The sequence below is a fragment of the Dyella kyungheensis genome, assembly GCF_049913195.1.
Classification (GTDB): domain Bacteria; phylum Pseudomonadota; class Gammaproteobacteria; order Xanthomonadales; family Rhodanobacteraceae; genus Dyella; species Dyella kyungheensis.
On sequence record NZ_CP183983.1, the window covers coordinates 3,113,573 to 3,129,962 of the forward strand.

Sequence of the window (16,390 nt, forward strand, 5' to 3'; positions counted from 1 at the left end):
GAGTTACCTTATGCTGTCCATCGTCGAAATCGATCTCGGCACTCCTAAATCGCTATCGCAAACGATGGTGTCGCTGGACATCGACGGCCGGCGCATCCAAGTGCCCGAAGGCACCTCGGTCATGCGCGCTGCCGCGCAGGCCGGCATCAGCATTCCCAAACTGTGCGCCACCGAGATGCTCGACGCGTTCGGTTCATGCCGCCTGTGCCTGGTCGAGATCGACGGACGCAAAGGCTACCCCGCCTCGTGCACCACCCCGGTGAGCGAAGGCATGAAGGTGGCCACGCAGACGCCCAAGCTCGCCGAGATCCGCCGCGGCGTGATGGAGCTGTATATCTCCGATCACCCGCTGGACTGCCTCACCTGCCCCGCCAACGGGCATTGCGAGTTGCAGGACATGGCCGGCGTGGTGGGCCTGCGCGATGTGCGCTACGGCTACGACGGCGCCAATCATGTTTATGCGCGCATCCCTGCGCGCGAAGATCAAGAAGCGGCCATCCATGGCCGCACTCGTCAAACAGTGCCCAATCCGCTGTTCTCACCGAAGGACGAATCCAATCCCTACTTCACCTTCGATCCTTCCAAGTGCATCGCCTGCTCACGCTGCGTGCGCGCCTGCGACGAGGTGCAGGGTACGTTTGCGCTGACCATCCAAGGCCGTGGTTTCGAATCCAAAGTGGCGGCCAGCCAGGACAACCGCTTCCTCGATTCCGAATGCGTATCGTGCGGCGCCTGCGTACAGGCCTGCCCCACCGCCACGCTCTCCGAGAAGTCGCTGATCGACAAAGGCCAGGCCGAGCACAGCGTGGTCACCACCTGCGCCTATTGCGGCGTGGGCTGCAGCTTCCGCGCCGAGATGAAAGGCCAGGAAATCGTGCGCATGGTGCCGAACAAGGACGGCCATGCGAACCATGGCCACTCCTGCGTGAAGGGCCGCTTCGCGATCGGCTACGCCACGCACCCGGATCGCATTACCACGCCCATGATCCGCGCCAAGATCTCCGATCCATGGCGCGTGGTGAGCTGGGAAGAAGCGATCGGCCACGTCGCCAGCGAGTTCAAGCGCCTGCAGGGGACGTACGGCAAGCACGCCATCGGCGGCATCACCTCGTCGCGTTGCACGAACGAGGAAACCTACCTCGTGCAGAAGCTCGTACGCGCCGGCTTCGGCAACAACAACGTGGATACCTGCGCCCGCGTCTGCCATTCGCCCACCGGCTACGGCCTCAAGGCCACCCTGGGTGAATCGGCCGGCACCCAGGACTTCGATTCCATCCGCGCCACCGACGTGGTGCTGGTGATCGGTGCCAACCCCACCGACGCGCACCCGGTCTTCGGCTCGCAGATGAAGCAGCGCCTGCGCGCGGGTGCCAAGCTCATCGTGATCGACCCGCGCCGCATCGACCTGGTGCGCACGCCGCACATCAAGGCCGACTACCACCTGCGCCTGCGTCCTGGCACGAACGTGGCGGTGCTCGACACGCTGGCCCATGTGATCGTCACCGAAGGCCTGGTCGACGAGGACTTCGTGGCGCGTCGCTGCGAACCCGAAGCATTCGCCAAGTGGCGCACTTTCGTAGCGCAGGAAAAATACAGCCCCGAAGCGATGGAAAGCGTCACCGGCGTGCCGGCCGAACTGGTGCGCGGCGCTGCCCGCCTCTATGCCACCGGCGGCAACGGCGCCATCTATTACGGCCTGGGCGTCACCGAACACGCGCAAGGCTCCACCTCGGTGATGGCGATTGCCAATCTCGCCATGGCCACCGGCAATATCGGGCGCGAAGGCGTCGGCGTGAATCCGCTGCGCGGCCAGAACAACGTGCAGGGCTCCTGCGACATGGGCTCGTTCCCGCACGAGTTCCCCGGCTATCGCCATGTCGGCGACGCCGCCGTGCGCCAGTCCTTCGAACAGGCCTGGGGCGTACCGCTGTTGAGCGAGCCCGGCCTGCGCATTCCCAATATGTTCGAGGCTGCGCTCGATGGCAGCTTCAAGGGCCTGTACATCGAGGGCGAGGACATTGCGCAGTCCGATCCCGATACCCAGCACGTGACCGCCGCGCTGACTTCGATGGAATGCATCGTGGTGCAGGACCTGTTCCTCAACGAGACGGCGAAGTTCGCCCACGTCTTCCTGCCGGGCAGTTCGTTCCTGGAAAAGGACGGCACCTTCACCAACGCCGAGCGGCGCATGTCGCTGGTGCGCAAGGTGATGGAACCCCAGGGTGGCTACGCCGACTGGGAGATCACCCAGCTGCTGGCCAACGCCATGGGCTATCCCATGCACTACACGCACGCCTCGCAGATCCTCGATGAAATTGCACGGTTGACGCCCACCTTCCACGGCGTGAGCTTCGAGAAGATCGAAGCGCTCGGCTCCGTGCAATGGCCGTGCAACGACGAGCATCCGGATGGCACGCCGGTGATGCATGTCGACGAGTTCGTGCGCGGCAAGGGCCGCTTCATGCTGACGGAGTACGTGGCGACCACCGAGAAGGTGAGCGCCGAGCATCCGCTGATCCTCACCACCGGCCGCATCCTCAGCCAGTACAACGTGGGTGCGCAGACGCGCCGCACGGCCAACGTGATGTGGCACGACGAAGACAGGCTGGAAATCCATCCGCACGATGCCGAAGAACGCGGCATCACCGATGACGACTGGGTCGGTATCGTCAGTCGCGCCGGCGAAACCGTGCTGCGCGCCGTCGTCTCCGAACGCATGCAGCCGGGCGTGGTCTACACCACGTTCCACTTTCCCGGTTCGGGCGCCAACGTCATCACCACCGAGAATTCGGACTGGGCCACCAACTGCCCCGAGTACAAGGTGACCGCCGTGCAGGTGACGCGCGTGAGCCAGCCATCCGAATGGCAGAAGCGCTATCGCGCGTTCAGCGAAGCGCAGGAGGCGCTGCTGGAACAGTCGGCGAAGCCTGCTTGAGCAGCGTCGAACAGGAAGAAACCTCCCGCGGCTACGCCGTGCGTGCGGTGGACCGCTGGCGAAACGGCGCCTCCTCGCACGAGGACGATTGCATTGCCGAGGAAGTACCGGTGGCGATGGTCTACAACGGCGCCACCTTCGCGGTGATGATGGCCTCGCCGCACGACCTGGACGATTTCGCGCTGGGCTTCTCGCTGACCGAGCGGCTGATCGGCGACCCGTCGCAGTTGCTGCAGCTGGAAACGCATGCGCTGATCGAAGGCATCGAACTGTCGATGCGCGTCACGGACAACGCACCCGGCGCCCATCTGGACCAGGAACGCCAGCGCCTGCTGCCCGGCCGCAGCGGCTGCGGCATCTGCGGCACGCGGGAACTGGAAAACGCCGTGCGCCACGACGGTGCGGTGGGCGAAGGCGTGGCGATTTCGCGCGACGCACTCGAAGCCGCGCTGCGGGAGCTGAAGGAACGCCAGCCGATGAACCTGGCCACCGGTGCCGTGCACGCGGCGGCATGGGCCGACACGGCGGGACGCATTCTCCTCGTCCGCGAAGACGTGGGCCGCCACAACGCGCTGGATAAACTCATCGGCGCGATCCATCGCGCCGGCATCGACGTCAACACCGGCTTCGCCCTGGTCACCAGCCGCGCCAGCTACGAAATGGTCACCAAGGCCGCCAGCGCCGGCATCGCCCTGCTGGCCGCCATTTCCGCACCCACCGCACTGGCCATCGAACTGGCGCGCAGCGCAGGCATCACCCTGGTCGGCTTTGCCCGACCCGGCAGCCACAACGTCTACACGCACCCCGGCCGCCTGCTGGCCGCCGAGTCACGCGAGCACTCATGAGAATCGAACGACTGATCACCATGGCGAACGACATCGCCACCTATTTCACAGTCGAGCCCGATCACGCGGCGGCGGTGGCGAGTGTGCGCGATCACCTGACGCGATTCTGGGATCCGGTCATGCGGCGGCAGCTGAAGAGCTACCTTGCTGACGGTGGCGAGGGCTTGATCCCGCTCGCGCAGGAAGCAGTGAGCGCGCTGCAGCTGCCGCCCGTAGACGCGACTTAGCGCACCCTTTGTGAAAGCGCACTTGTGCGAGACCGTCCCGCCACGACGGTTCCGCTCCGTCAGGTTGTCGCGCACAAGTGCGCTCCCACAGGGGGTTTCGGCAGCCCAAACCTCAAGGACGCTGCGTCGTCCCGCCGTCCACCACCTCGATCATCGTCACGTTGCGCACCCATCGCGCCGGCCGCTTGTCGCCCGGCACCAGCAGGCGCAGCGGACCATCCTTGTCCAGCGGCTTGCCGTCACGCGTATCCACCAGCAGCACCTGCGTGTGGCCCAGCGTGGCGTCCAGGTCGGCCAGCCCAAACACCACCTGGTACTGATCGGCGGCCGTGACGCGCACGAACGAGGCCAGCGCCTTGCCGCGCAAGGGCTTGTCGAGCGACACGCCGGCCCGCGACAAGATGTCTTCGAGACGAACGCCGCCCCATTGGCTTGCCGGCTCGTCATGCGCCGCGGCGGTCACCTGCTCATGTGGCATGCCGGCCAGCGTTTTCGCATCCAGCGACAAAGCGGGCTTGCCCGGCGCGACCAGCTGCACCGTTGCCGTGCCTGTCGTGACAGGAGCTTCCGCCGCGTGCACCGCGAGGACCGTGCATGCGCCAAGCAACACGAAGCCCAGGGCAAATCGATTCCACGTCTGCCTTGCCATGCCAGATCCTCTTGTGAATTCACACGGCTTTCACCGCTGCGGAAAAACAGGAAGCGTACACTCGGGAAGCGCGCGAAAGCATGCCTTGCCGGGCATGGCTTGGCACTACCTGGCTGATCCAGATCAGCCGCCCAGGGGAACGAATGTTTTAGTTTACCGCGCAGATCTTGAGTATCGCCGTCCTGCTTGATGGAGGTGCGCGTGGAACCCAGCACGGTCGTCGACACCCGCAAACAGGAACGGATGACCTTCCTGTTGCTGCTCCTGTTGTTTCCCGTGCTGTCGGTGATGTTCATCGCAGCGTTCGGTTTCGCCGTGTGGTTCTGGCAAATGTTCGTCAGCGGACCGCCTCACGTTTGAGGTCGCGCCATCCTGCAGGGGAATGCCATGAAGGACGAACATCACATCTCCAGCCTGGTCGTGCTGCACCGGCCCGATGCGGTCGATGTTCTCACCGCCTTTGTCGAGCTTCGCGACACCCTGGAGATTGCCATCCAGGGCGAATGTCGCTGCGTGATGGTGTGCGAAACCGACAACCAGCGCGCCGTGATGGATCACATCGAAGCGATGGAAGCGCTGCCCGGCATCATCAACGTGTCGTTGATCTACCACCATGTGGAGCCTCACGGCGTCATGGACGAACTCGTGTCTTCGGACGCATCACTTCAGGGAGCCGGCGTATGACTTTGTCCATGACGCGACGCGAATTCATCCGCAACACCGCGGTGGCGGTGGCGGCCAACGTGGCAGGGCTGGCCTTGCCGGCGAGCGCGACCAACGTCCTGCTCGAAGGCGACATGCTCCAGCTCAAATGGAGCAAGGCACCGTGTCGATTCTGCGGCACCGGCTGCGGCGTCAACGTGGCGGTGAAGGACGGCCGCGTGGTGGCGACGCACGGCGACCAGCTGTCCGAGGTCAATCGCGGCATCAATTGCGTGAAGGGCTATTTCCTCTCCAAGATCATGTACGGCGCCGACCGCCTCACCGCGCCCATGCTGCGCAAGAAGAACGGCGTCTACGCGAAGGACGGCACGTTTACCGAAGTCAGCTGGGACGAAGCCTTTGATGTGATGGCGCAGCAATTCAAGCGCGTGCTGAAGGAAAAGGGCCCGGAAGCCGTCGGCATGTTCGGCTCCGGCCAATGGACGGTATGGGAAGGCTACGCCGCCAACAAGTTGCTCAAGGGCGGCTTCCGCAGCAACACGCTCGATCCCAACGCGCGCCACTGCATGGCCTCCGCCGTGATGGGCTTCATGCGCTCGTTCGGCATGGACGAGCCGATGGGCTGCTACGACGATATCGAAGCCACCGATGCGTTCGTGCTGTGGGGCTCGAACATGGCGGAGATGCATCCGATTTTGTGGACGCGCGTCACCGACCGGCGTCTGTCCAACCCCAACGTCAAGGTGGCGGTGCTATCGACCTTCGAGCATCGCAGCTTCGAGCTGGCCGATATCCCGATCGTGTTCACGCCGCAGACGGACCTGGTGATCCTCAACTACATCGCCAACCACATCATCAAGACCAACCGCGTCAACAAGGATTTCGTCGACAAGCACACAACATTCAAGCGCGGCGTCACCGACATCGGCTACGGACTGCGTCCGGATAATCCGCTAGAGGAGAACGCCAAGAATTCCAAGGACCCGACCGCCAGCGAGCCGATCGACTTCGCGCAGTTCGCAGCGTTCGTCGCGCCGTACACGCTCGAAAAGACCGTGGAAATGACCGGCGTAGACAAAGGCTGGCTGGAACAACTGGCCGAGCTGTACGCCAATCCGAACATCAAGGTGGTGTCGTTCTGGACCATGGGTTTCAACCAGCACACGCGCGGCACGTGGGCCAACAACATGGTCTACAACATCCACCTGCTGACGGGAAAAATCTCCACGCCGGGCAACAGCCCGTTCTCGCTGACCGGCCAGCCTTCCGCCTGCGGTACGGCGCGCGAAGTGGGCGTCTTCAGCCATCGCTTGCCGGCCGACATGGTGGTGACCAATCCGGAGCATCGCAAGCATGCCGAGGAGATCTGGAAGATCCCGCACGGCATCATCCAGCCCAAACCGGGCTACCACGCCGTGCAGCAGAACCGCATGCTGCGCGACGGCAAGCTCAACGCCTATTGGGTGTTGTGCAACAACAACGTGCAGGCCGGTGCGAACCTGATGCAGGAGACCTATGCGGGCTATCGCGATCCACGCAACTTCGTGGTGGTGACCGATGCCTATCCCACGGTCACCGCGCAGTCGGCCGACCTGATTCTTCCCGCCGCCATGTGGGTGGAGAAAGAAGGCGCCTACGGCAACGCCGAGCGGCGCACGCAGTTCTGGCACCAGTTGGTCAAGGCGCCGGGGCAGGCCCGTTCGGATCTGTGGCAGCTGATGGAATTCTCCAAACGCTTCACCACCGACGAATGCTGGCCGGCCGAGATCCTCGCCGCCAATCCGCAGTTCAAGGGCAAGACCTTGTTCGACGTGCTGTTCAAGAACGGCAACGTCGACAAGTTCCCCACCACGGAAATGGAAGCGGGATACGACAACGACGAGGCCGCCGCGTTCGGCTTCTACGTGCAGAAGGGTCTGTTCGAGGAGTACGCCACCTTCGGTCGCGGTCACGGCCATGACCTCGCGCCGTTCGACGATTATCACAAGGCGCACGGCCTGCGCTGGCCGGTGGTCGACGGCAAGGAAACGCGCTGGCGTTATCGCGAAGGCTCCGACCCTTATGTGAAAGCCGGCACCGAGTTCCAGTTCTATGGCAACCCTGACGGGCGCGCCGTGATCTGGGCCCTGCCCTATGAGGCACCGCCCGAAATACCGGACAAGGAATACGACCTGTGGTTGTCCACCGGCCGCGTGCTGGAGCACTGGCATTCGGGTTCGATGACCATGCGCGTGCCCGAGTTGTATCGCGCCTTCCCCGAAGCGGTCGTGTTCATGAATCCCGACGACGCCCGCTCGCGCGGACTCAAGCGCGGTGACGAAGTGAAAGTGATCTCGCGTCGAGGCGAAATGCGTTCGCGAGTGGAGACGCGTGGCCGCAACAAGCCGCCGCAGGGGCTGGTGTTCGTACCGTGGTTCGATGCCGGCCAGCTGATCAACAAGGTGACGCTGGATGCCACCGACCCGATCTCCAAGCAGACCGATTACAAGAAGTGCGCGGTCAAAGTCGTGGCGGTCTAGGGAGATTACGATGCGACAGAAGCCATTGATCGTCGTCCTTGCACTGGTCGTGCTGGTCGCGGCCGCCATTGGATTTGCCGTGGGCCGGAAATCCTCGCCGGAGCCACGCGTGGTCTCCGCCCCGCCCACCACCTCGCCGGCCATCGCCAGCACCGCCGAACCCGTGCCCGCAGGCGACCAGATCGACGCCATCCGCCGCGGCGCGCCGGTGAACCAGGAAATCGCCGCACCGTTGATGGCCCGCGTGGAGAACGCGGACATCAAGCGCGTCCGCGCCTATCCGATGCAGCCGCCGACGATCCCGCATTCCATCGACAACTACCAGATCGACAAGAATTCCAACCGCTGCCTGCTGTGCCACGCACGCGCCAACGCGGACAAGTTCCAGGCGCCGCCGGTCAGCGTCACCCACTACATGGATCGCAACGACCAGTTCCTCGCCACCATTTCGCCGCGCCGTTATTTCTGCAACCAGTGCCACGTGGTGCAGACCGACGCCAAGCCACTCGTCGCCAACAACTTCAAGGACATCGACAGCATCCTGTCCGAAGAACAAGACAAGAAGGCGAACTGACCATGTGGCCACGAATCAAGCGATGGCTCGCCGCGCTATGGCGGACCATCCGCCGCCCCAGCATCCATTACAGCCTGGGCTTTCTCACCCTGGGCGGATTCATCGCGGGCGTGCTGTTCTGGGGTGCCTTCAACACGGGATTGGAGCTGACCAACACCGAGGCGTTCTGCACCGGCTGCCATGAAATGCGCGACAACGTCTTCCAGGAATTGAAGACGACCATCCACTACACCAACCGCTCCGGTGTGCGGGCGACCTGTCCCGACTGCCATGTGCCGCATCAGTGGACGGACAAGATCGCGCGCAAGATGCAGGCCTCCAAGGAGGTCTACGGCAAGATTTTCGGCACCGTGGACACGCGCGAGAAATTCCTCGACCACCGGCTGGAACTGGCCCAGCACGAATGGGCGCGATTGAAAGCCAACGATTCGCTGGAGTGTCGAAATTGCCATAACTACACGTCGATGGATTTGACGCGGCAGTCGACGCGTGCGGCGGAGATCCACAAGCGCTGGCTTGGCTCTGGCGAGAAGACCTGCATCGATTGCCACAAGGGCATTGCGCATCACTTGCCCGATATGACGGGGGTTCCGCAGGGATAGGCTGCTTCCGGTGAGCTGATCGCCCGGATGCAGGATATCGCTGCTGGATTCCGGCCTGCGCCGGAATGACGAGTAGGAAAGGTGACGCAATGAGCGGCCTTCCTATCCCTCTCGTCATTCCGGCGCAGGCCGGAATCCAGTAGCGACGCGTCCGAAGCAGCAACAAACCCTCACGCCTTTCAGCCCCCGGCCGGCCCCTTCAACTCCACCATGTTCCCCTGCGGGTCATACAGGTATATCGACGGCCCCTCGCCCTTCGCCCCATAGCGCGAACCGATGTCCCCCACGCGCACGCCATGCGCCTTGAGGTGCGCCACGATGGCCGCCTCGTCGTAATTTTCCACCTGCAGGCACAGGTGATCCATGTTGTGCCCCTGTTCGCCCGGCCCCGCGCCGCCCAGCCGGCCGAGCTTGCTGTCCAGCGCCACCAGGTCGATCAGCGAATCGCCGGCGCGCAGCTGGACCAGACCGATCTCGTCCTGGCGACGCTCCTCGCGACAACCGAGCACCTCGCAATAGAAACGCTGCATGGCCTCGGTGTCGCGCACGCGCAGCACCACGTGATCGATCCGGGCCAGTTGGAACGGGGGCTTGGACATGGTGGGGGCCAGTAAGGCGAGGCCGCCATCTTATGCCGTTTGAGACTCCCGCCACATGAGCCGGCGGCTGGGGAGGCATTCCCGGCCAAGGCATCTTATAATCGCCGTTTAGCGTGTGGTGGGAGAAGCAGCGCAAGCTGCTGCCGACGGCGTAACGCCCGTAATCGCTCAGGCCCCAGACCATCACCCGCACGAACACTCTGGAGAGACCGGTTGAATCCGGCGCCGAAGGGGCACGAAGCCAAGCTCGCTGAGCCGTCGCTTCCAAACTCTCAGGCAAAAGGACAGAGGGGCGCTCCACGTGCGGCTTGCACGTCCGGCCTGTATGGGCCATTTCCGGACGCCCCTGTCATGAGTCAGAAAGCCAATCCTTCCCTGCGCGACCTCGAGCACCACGACGCTTTCATCGAGCGTCACATCGGCCCCAACGACGCCGAAATCGCCACCATGCTCGGCGTGGTCGGCTACGACTCGCTGGAAGCGATGACCGACGCCATCGTGCCGGGCAAGATCAAGTCGCCGGCGCCGCTGGCCCTGCCCTCGCCGATCACCGAAGTGGAAGCGCTGGCCAAGATCCGCGCCATCGCCGACAAGAACCAGGTGTTCCGCAGCTTCATCGGCCAGGGCTACTACGGCACGCTGACCCCGAACGTCATCCTGCGCAACATCCTGGAGAACCCGGCGTGGTACACGGCCTATACGCCGTACCAGGCGGAAATTTCGCAGGGCCGCATGGAAGCGCTGATCAACTTCCAGACCATGTGCGCCGACCTCACCGGCATGGAGATCGCCAACGCGTCCCTGCTCGATGAAGGCACCGCCGCCGCCGAAGCGATGACGCTGGCCAAGCGCTCGACCAAGTCCAAGTCCAACCTGTTCTTCGTCTCCAACGCCGTGCACCCGCAGACGCTGGAAGTGATCAAGACCCGCGCCGAAGCGATGGGCATCGACCTGCACATCGGCGACGACAGCGAAGCCACCAGCGTCGACAGCTACGGCGTGCTGCTGCAGTACCCCAACACCTTCGGCCAGATCAACGACTACAAGGCGCTGGCCGATGCCGTGCACAAGCGCCATGGCGTGGTCTGCGTCGCCACCGACCTGCTCGCCCTCACGCTGATCGCCGCGCCGGGCGAATGGGGCGCCGACATCGTGGTCGGCAACACCCAGCGTTTCGGCGTGCCGTTCGGCTTCGGCGGTCCGCATGCCGCGTTCATGGCCTGCCGCGACAGCTACAAGCGCTCGATGCCGGGCCGCCTGATCGGCGTCTCCATCGACGCCGAAGGCAAGCCGGCCTACCGCCTCACCCTGCAGACGCGCGAACAGCACATCCGCCGCGAGAAGGCCACCTCCAACATCTGCACCGCGCAGGTGCTGCTGGCCGTGATGGCGAGCATGTACGCCGTCTATCACGGCCCGGAAGGCCTGGTGCGCATCGCCCGTCGCGTGCATCGCCTCGCCGCGATCCTTGCCGGTGCGTTGCGCGAGAAGGGCGTCACCGTCGGTCCGGATTTCTTCGACACGCTGCACGTGGTCAACGTCGATGCCGCCGCCATCCACGCGAAGGCACAGGCCGCCGGCATCAACCTGCGCCAGATCGACGGCAAGAGCCTCGGCATCAGCCTCGATGAAACCACCACGCGCGCGGACGTCGCCGCCGTCGCTGCGTTGTTCGGCGCCACCATCGGCGATATCGACGCGCTCGACGCCAAGACCAACGACGCCCTGCCCGCCGGCCTGGCCCGCACCAGCAAGTTCATGACGCACCCGGCCTTCAACACGCACCACAGCGAGCACGAACTGCTGCGCTACATGCGTTCGCTGGCCGACAAGGACCTGGCGATGGATCGCACCATGATCCCGCTGGGCAGCTGCACCATGAAGCTCAACGCCACCGCCGAGATGATCCCGGTGACGTGGCCGGAGTTCGGCAACATCCATCCGCTGGCCCCGGCCAACCAGGCCACGGGCTACAAGCAGCTGATCGACGAGCTGGAAGCGATGCTGGTGGAATGCACCGGCTACGACGCCGTGAGCCTGCAGCCGAACTCCGGCGCGCAAGGCGAATACGCCGGCCTGCTCGCCATTCGCGCCTATCACCGCTCGCGCGGCGAAGGCCATCGCGACATCTGCCTGATCCCCGAATCCGCGCACGGCACCAACCCGGCCTCCGCCCAGATGTGCGGCATGCAGGTGGTGGTGACCAAGTGCGATGCGAACGGCAACGTCGACGTCGCCGACATCCAGCGTGCCGCCGAGAAATTCAGCGACCGCCTCGCCGCGTTGATGATCACCTACCCGTCCACGCACGGCGTGTTCGAGGAGGACATCGTCAAGATCTGCGAAATCGTGCACGAGCACGGCGGTCAGGTGTACACCGATGGCGCCAACATGAATGCGCTGGTCGGCGTGGCCAAGCCCGGCAAGTGGGGTTCGGACGTCTCGCACCTCAACCTGCACAAGACCTTCTGCATTCCGCACGGCGGCGGCGGCCCGGGCGTGGGCCCCTGCGCGGTGAAGTCGCACCTCGCTCCGTTCCTGCCGGGAACCTATGGCGCTGAAAGCACCGTGGGCATGGTGAGCGCGGCCAGCTACGGCTCCGCGTCGATCCTGCCGATCAGCTGGATGTACATCACCATGATGGGCAACGCCGGCCTGCGCCGCGCGACCCAGGTGGCGCTGCTCAACGCCAACTACGTCGCCAAGCGTCTCGCACCGCATTACGAGACGCTCTACACCGGCCGCAACGGGTTGGTGGCGCACGAGTGCATCCTCGACCTGCGCCCGCTCAAGGACGCCACCGGCATCGGTGCGGAGGACGTGGCCAAGCGCCTGATCGACTTCGGCTTCCACGCACCGACCCTGAGCTTCCCGGTCGCGGGCACGCTGATGGTCGAGCCGACCGAAAGCGAATCGCAGTACGAGCTGGACCGCTTCATCGACGCCATGATCCAGATCCGCGACGAAATCCGCGCCGTGGACGAAGGCAAGCTCGATCGCGAAGACAACCCGCTCAAGCACGCCCCGCACACCGCCGTGATGGTGTCCGCTTCCGAGTGGACCCACGCCTACACCCGCGAACTGGCCGCCTTCCCGCTGCCCAGCCTGAAGTTCCAGAAGTACTGGTCGCCGGTGGCCCGCGTGGACAACGTCTACGGCGACAAGAACGTGTTCTGCAGCTGCGTACCGGTGGAAGCCTTCAAGGGCGAGATCGAAGCGTTCAGCGAGCCGAACGTGGCGTGATCTTTCCTGCAGCGTGAATGGAAAAAGGGCTCCGCATGCGGAGCCCTTTTTTGTTGAAGGCCATGCAGCACGTCAGGCGTTTGCGACAGCAGGCTCCTGTGCCTTGGCCGCGAGCATGCGATGGTAGGCAAACGTGCCGCGCACGCCGTTGATGAAGCAGAACAGCAGCGCCACGGCCATCAAGATTCCAAAGTAAGCCTGCGGCTGCGTGGCAAACTGGAAAATCTTCTCCGCGACAAACAACGCCAGACCGATCACCGCGAACACCCGCGAGCGACGCCGGATGCGCCAGGCGATGATGACCAGCAACACGGCGTCGACGTAGGCGAGCGAATTGATCCCCATCACGCTGTGACTGGACAGCAAGCTGATGGTGGCAACGACGGCCGTCACGACCGCACAGAACGCTGCGGCCCAGACGCCCTGATTGGATGCCTGCTCGGCATCGGCGATGTTTCCGAAGGTCGGCCAGTACCAGCGGTCCTGCTTGTAACGCGATCCCATAACTCCCCCTGTGATTTCTTGCGACGACACCCCCGTGCCGACTTGGGGATGTTAAGCGGTATCTGCAGTTTCGGCACTCGGCCAGGTAGCCAGCTCCACCTAGAGACAACGTTGTCAGAAAAGTCTTTCGTGAAGGAAGTGTGGACGTCCAGACGTCCAGGCCAAATTTATTGCAAAGCAATATGACGCGTTCCCCCAATAATGGGGATCGAACAGAACTCGTCGCTGCAACGCACGAAAATTGCCCTGTTTCCAGCCACATTTCCCCTACAACCATGCGGGGCAATCTCGTCCACTGTTTCACAACTAGCGTCACAGTTTGCATTGCAGTTTGAGGACAACGTTGTCATCCGTGGACGCGAACAGACATTGCCGCACGCCGGACAAGTCGCGGTGCGCAGAGACACACGAGGGGATATTCACGCTCGCCGCCCAAGGGCTACGGCTGGTCGCCACGGACACATCCGCCTTTCGATGCAGCACAAACCAGGAGACGATTTCATGCAGATGAAGCTATCGGCCGTTCGGTTACGCACGGCACTCCACGCGCTCGGCACCACTGCAGGCGGCGCCATGGCCATGAGCCTGATGACGCTCGCTCCCGTTCAAGCCGTACACGCGCAGGCCACCTGCGCCGCGGCCTGGAGCGCAAGCACGGTTTACACCGGCGGCCAGACCGCCAGCGAGAACGGCACCAACTACCTCGCCAACTGGTGGACGCAGGGCAATGATCCAGCCACCAACAGTGGCGGCCCTGGCTCCGGCCAACCGTGGACGTCGCAAGGCGCGTGTACGGGCGGATCGTCCGGTGGCGGCGGCACGGGCGGCGGCGGTACCGGAGGCGGCGGAACGGGTGGTGGCGGAACGGGTGGTGGCGGAACCGGCGGTGGCGGCACGGGTCCCACCAACCCGCCCGGTACCGGCGCGAACCTGGTGTTCAGTCCCTACAAGGACATCACCATCAACCTCAACTGGAACACCAACGTCATGCAGACCGCGGCGGCCACGGGCTCGTCGATTCCGGTGGTCGGCAGCGGCAGCCTGAAGTCCAACTATGTCACCAACCTCGGCGCCATCACCCTCGCCTTCGCCACCGGCGAATGCGGCAGCGAAAACTGGGGCGGCGTTCCCGGCGCCAGTTTTGCCAGCGCCAACATCTCCGCGCTTTCCAACGCCGGCGTGTCCTACATCGTCTCCACCGGCGGCCAGGCAGGCACGTTCACCTGCGGCAGCACCGCCAACTTCGCCACGTTCCTGTCGCGCTACATGTCGCCGAAGATGGTCGGCGTGGACTTCGACATCGAAGGCGGCCAATCGCAGACGACCATCAACAACCTCGTCGCTGCCGCCGTGTACGGCCAGTCGCTGTATCCGAACCTGCGCTTCTCCTTCACCCTCGCCACGCTGGGCGCGTCGGACGGCAGCTACGGCGGCGTCAACAGCCTCGGCGACATGGTGGTGAAGGCAATCAAGGCCTCCTCGCTGACCAACTACACCATCAACCTGATGGCGATGGACTATGGCTCATCGGCCGCCTCCTACCTGTGCGTCGTAGCGAACGGCAGCTGCGACATGGGCCAGTCGGCCATCCAGGCAGTGAAGAATCTAGAACACACCTACGGCATCTCGCCGAACAAGATCGAGATCACCCCGATGATCGGCATCAACGACGCATCGAGCGAAAACTTCACCATCGCCAACGCCGACGCCATCACCACCTACGCCGTCGCCAACGGCCTCGCCGGCATCCACTTCTGGTCGCTCGACCGCGACACCCCGTGCAACCAGACGACGGCATCGCCGACCTGCAACTCCGTGCCATCCACTACGCCGTTGCAGTACACGAAGCGGTTCTTGAGCGATTTGGGGCGGTAAGCCATCGGGCAGCGGGTCTTGAGATCCGCTGCCCTCTCGTATCGAATGGCACCACGAACTATTAAGTCGTCTGCACGCTCCTGCATGTCCGAGCACACTTGAGCAATCTGTTCGCACAACATGTAAAGCGCCGCAAATAGACCTTCGGTGACGTCGGAACTGAAGGGTGTATGGATATCCTCAATGCCCTTACCCCAAAAGGGCCGGAACGGACTATCCGGCCCACTCCGTCCCATTTGTCGCGTCGTGCGTTTTTCCTTAATCAACAAGATGCCGATAAGCACGGACCTCAGGCTTCGCTCTCTCCAGATCGTAGCGCGCCTGAAGCGCCAGCCAGTAGAACGCGGTGGTGTCGAAAATGAGGGAAAGGCGCAGCGCGGTCTTGGGGGTGATGGGGTGGGTATCGGCGATGAAGGCTTTGATGTGATCGGAAGGGATACCGGAGCGGCGGGCCAGTTGGGCGGGGTTGAGTGCGCTTGGGATCAGATAGGCGTGCAGCAAGATGTCGCCGGGGGCTCGCAGGGGCTGCGAGGGGTCCACTTCCGAGTGCGGGGTGAGCTGGATCAGTTCCATGGTGGTTCCTCCCTGTCGGACACGGCCGCGCAGCGGATAGGCGCTTACAGCGCTCCGTGTCAGTGAATGCTTGATAGCTTCGTCGGTGATCGCCCGAGTGCGGTGCATCGCCCTGCCGGCCGATGCGCCGTAACGGCGATCATCGGAGGCGTGTGGTGTTCACTCGAGGCTCGTTACCGAGCAGGCGGGCGTACTGTTGGAGGCAGTGGATGGCGGTGCCCAGACTGGCCGTGACGGCCACGGGAAGCGGCCATGGCAGCGGTCTGCCGGGGAATCCCCGTGCCTGCGCGTGGCGGCACTGGTCGCTGTCTACACGCAGGCGCGTGAGGGCGAGCACCGCCAGGGCGATGTCACCGCGAGCGCCATGACGCAGGGTTTGAGGCCAAGCCACGGCCGTGGACGACGAGTCGCCAGGCGGAGGAGTGAGGGTGTCGTCAGGGGGAACGGACGAGCGAATGCGTACCGTATGATCGTGGATAGCCATGATCAACTCCGTAGAAGTTGGTGGTGGTTAGCGGGTCGTGGGTGTTTCCAGCACTCACGACCCGCGCCTCATGACCTGATGTCATGATCACCCGCGAA

Annotated in this window: 15 protein-coding genes and 1 riboswitch; of the genes, 10 read left to right on the top strand and 5 right to left on the bottom strand. The window is 63.9% G+C overall.

Annotated features, from left to right (window positions below):
- Positions 1–10: 10 nt before the first annotated feature.
- Genes fdhF through ACN9MB_RS14100 form a run of 3 tightly spaced genes read left to right on the top strand, consistent with a single transcriptional unit; the run spans position 11 to position 4,007 of the window.
- On the top strand, positions 11–2,935 hold the full coding sequence (gene fdhF / locus ACN9MB_RS14090; protein ID WP_426269330.1) for a formate dehydrogenase subunit alpha: 2,925 nt from the start codon (positions 11–13) through the stop codon (positions 2,933–2,935).
- Positions 2,932–3,780: a formate dehydrogenase accessory sulfurtransferase FdhD gene (gene fdhD / locus ACN9MB_RS14095; protein WP_239535425.1), complete on the top strand. Its 849-nt coding sequence runs from the start codon at positions 2,932–2,934 to the stop codon at positions 3,778–3,780. Before fdhF ends, fdhD begins: the two co-directional genes overlap by 4 nt.
- Positions 3,777–4,007, top strand: a complete 231-nt coding sequence (locus tag ACN9MB_RS14100; protein WP_204635444.1) for a formate dehydrogenase subunit delta — start codon at positions 3,777–3,779, stop codon at positions 4,005–4,007. Before fdhD ends, ACN9MB_RS14100 begins: the two co-directional genes overlap by 4 nt.
- A 112-nt stretch (positions 4,008–4,119) precedes the next feature.
- On the opposite strand, the gene ACN9MB_RS14105 is transcribed toward ACN9MB_RS14100, so the two are convergent.
- On the bottom strand, positions 4,120–4,656 hold the full coding sequence (locus ACN9MB_RS14105; protein WP_426269331.1) for a molybdopterin-dependent oxidoreductase: 537 nt from the start codon (positions 4,654–4,656) through the stop codon (positions 4,120–4,122).
- Positions 4,657–4,857: 201 nt separating this feature from the next.
- Between ACN9MB_RS14105 and ACN9MB_RS14110 the strand changes: the two genes are divergently transcribed.
- The 5 genes from ACN9MB_RS14110 to ACN9MB_RS14130 are packed head-to-tail and all read left to right on the top strand — an operon-like array spanning position 4,858 to position 9,014.
- Positions 4,858–5,016: a nitrate reductase gene (locus ACN9MB_RS14110; RefSeq protein ID WP_338030975.1), complete on the top strand. Its 159-nt coding sequence runs from the start codon at positions 4,858–4,860 to the stop codon at positions 5,014–5,016.
- Between the two features lie 27 nt (positions 5,017–5,043).
- Positions 5,044–5,340 (top strand): chaperone NapD, encoded by a 297-nt coding sequence (locus ACN9MB_RS14115; RefSeq protein ID WP_426269332.1) that lies wholly within the window; start codon positions 5,044–5,046, stop codon positions 5,338–5,340.
- Positions 5,337–7,838, top strand: coding sequence for a periplasmic nitrate reductase subunit alpha (gene napA, locus ACN9MB_RS14120; protein ID WP_426269333.1), 2,502 nt, complete (start codon positions 5,337–5,339; stop codon positions 7,836–7,838). The genes ACN9MB_RS14115 and napA overlap by 4 nt, the downstream gene beginning before the upstream one ends.
- 10 nt (positions 7,839–7,848) lie before the next feature.
- Complete coding sequence (locus ACN9MB_RS14125; protein ID WP_426269334.1) at positions 7,849–8,412, top strand: nitrate reductase cytochrome c-type subunit; 564 nt, start codon at positions 7,849–7,851, stop codon at positions 8,410–8,412.
- Between the two features lie 2 nt (positions 8,413–8,414).
- Entirely contained in the window at positions 8,415–9,014 is a 600-nt protein-coding gene (locus ACN9MB_RS14130; protein ID WP_204635440.1) for a cytochrome c3 family protein, read from the top strand.
- A 179-nt stretch (positions 9,015–9,193) separates the two neighbouring features.
- On the opposite strand, the gene ACN9MB_RS14135 is transcribed toward ACN9MB_RS14130, so the two are convergent.
- On the bottom strand, positions 9,194–9,613 hold the full coding sequence (locus tag ACN9MB_RS14135; protein WP_204635439.1) for a VOC family protein: 420 nt from the start codon (positions 9,611–9,613) through the stop codon (positions 9,194–9,196).
- A gap of 190 nt (positions 9,614–9,803) precedes the next feature.
- Positions 9,804–9,911, top strand: a riboswitch (glycine riboswitch).
- A gap of 53 nt (positions 9,912–9,964) precedes the next feature.
- On the opposite strand from ACN9MB_RS14135, the gene gcvP reads away from it, so the two are divergent.
- Positions 9,965–12,856: an aminomethyl-transferring glycine dehydrogenase gene (gcvP, locus tag ACN9MB_RS14140; protein ID WP_426269335.1), complete on the top strand. Its 2,892-nt coding sequence runs from the start codon at positions 9,965–9,967 to the stop codon at positions 12,854–12,856.
- A gap of 72 nt (positions 12,857–12,928) precedes the next feature.
- On the opposite strand, the gene ACN9MB_RS14145 is transcribed toward gcvP, so the two are convergent.
- The gene (locus tag ACN9MB_RS14145; protein WP_204635437.1) at positions 12,929–13,390 is read right to left on the bottom strand and encodes a hypothetical protein; all 462 of its coding nucleotides are present in this window, start codon (positions 13,388–13,390) and stop codon (positions 12,929–12,931) included.
- A gap of 471 nt (positions 13,391–13,861) precedes the next feature.
- Between ACN9MB_RS14145 and ACN9MB_RS14150 the strand changes: the two genes are divergently transcribed.
- A complete protein-coding gene (locus ACN9MB_RS14150) occupies positions 13,862–15,235 on the top strand; it encodes a carbohydrate-binding protein (RefSeq protein ID WP_426269336.1) in 1,374 nt (457 codons plus the stop codon).
- A gap of 258 nt (positions 15,236–15,493) precedes the next feature.
- On the opposite strand, the gene ACN9MB_RS14155 is transcribed toward ACN9MB_RS14150, so the two are convergent.
- Entirely contained in the window at positions 15,494–15,808 is a 315-nt protein-coding gene (locus ACN9MB_RS14155; RefSeq protein ID WP_426269337.1) for a HigA family addiction module antitoxin, read from the bottom strand.
- Between the two features lie 139 nt (positions 15,809–15,947).
- Positions 15,948–16,292 (bottom strand): hypothetical protein, encoded by a 345-nt coding sequence (locus tag ACN9MB_RS14160; RefSeq protein WP_426269338.1) that lies wholly within the window; start codon positions 16,290–16,292, stop codon positions 15,948–15,950.
- Positions 16,293–16,390 lie beyond the last annotated feature (98 nt).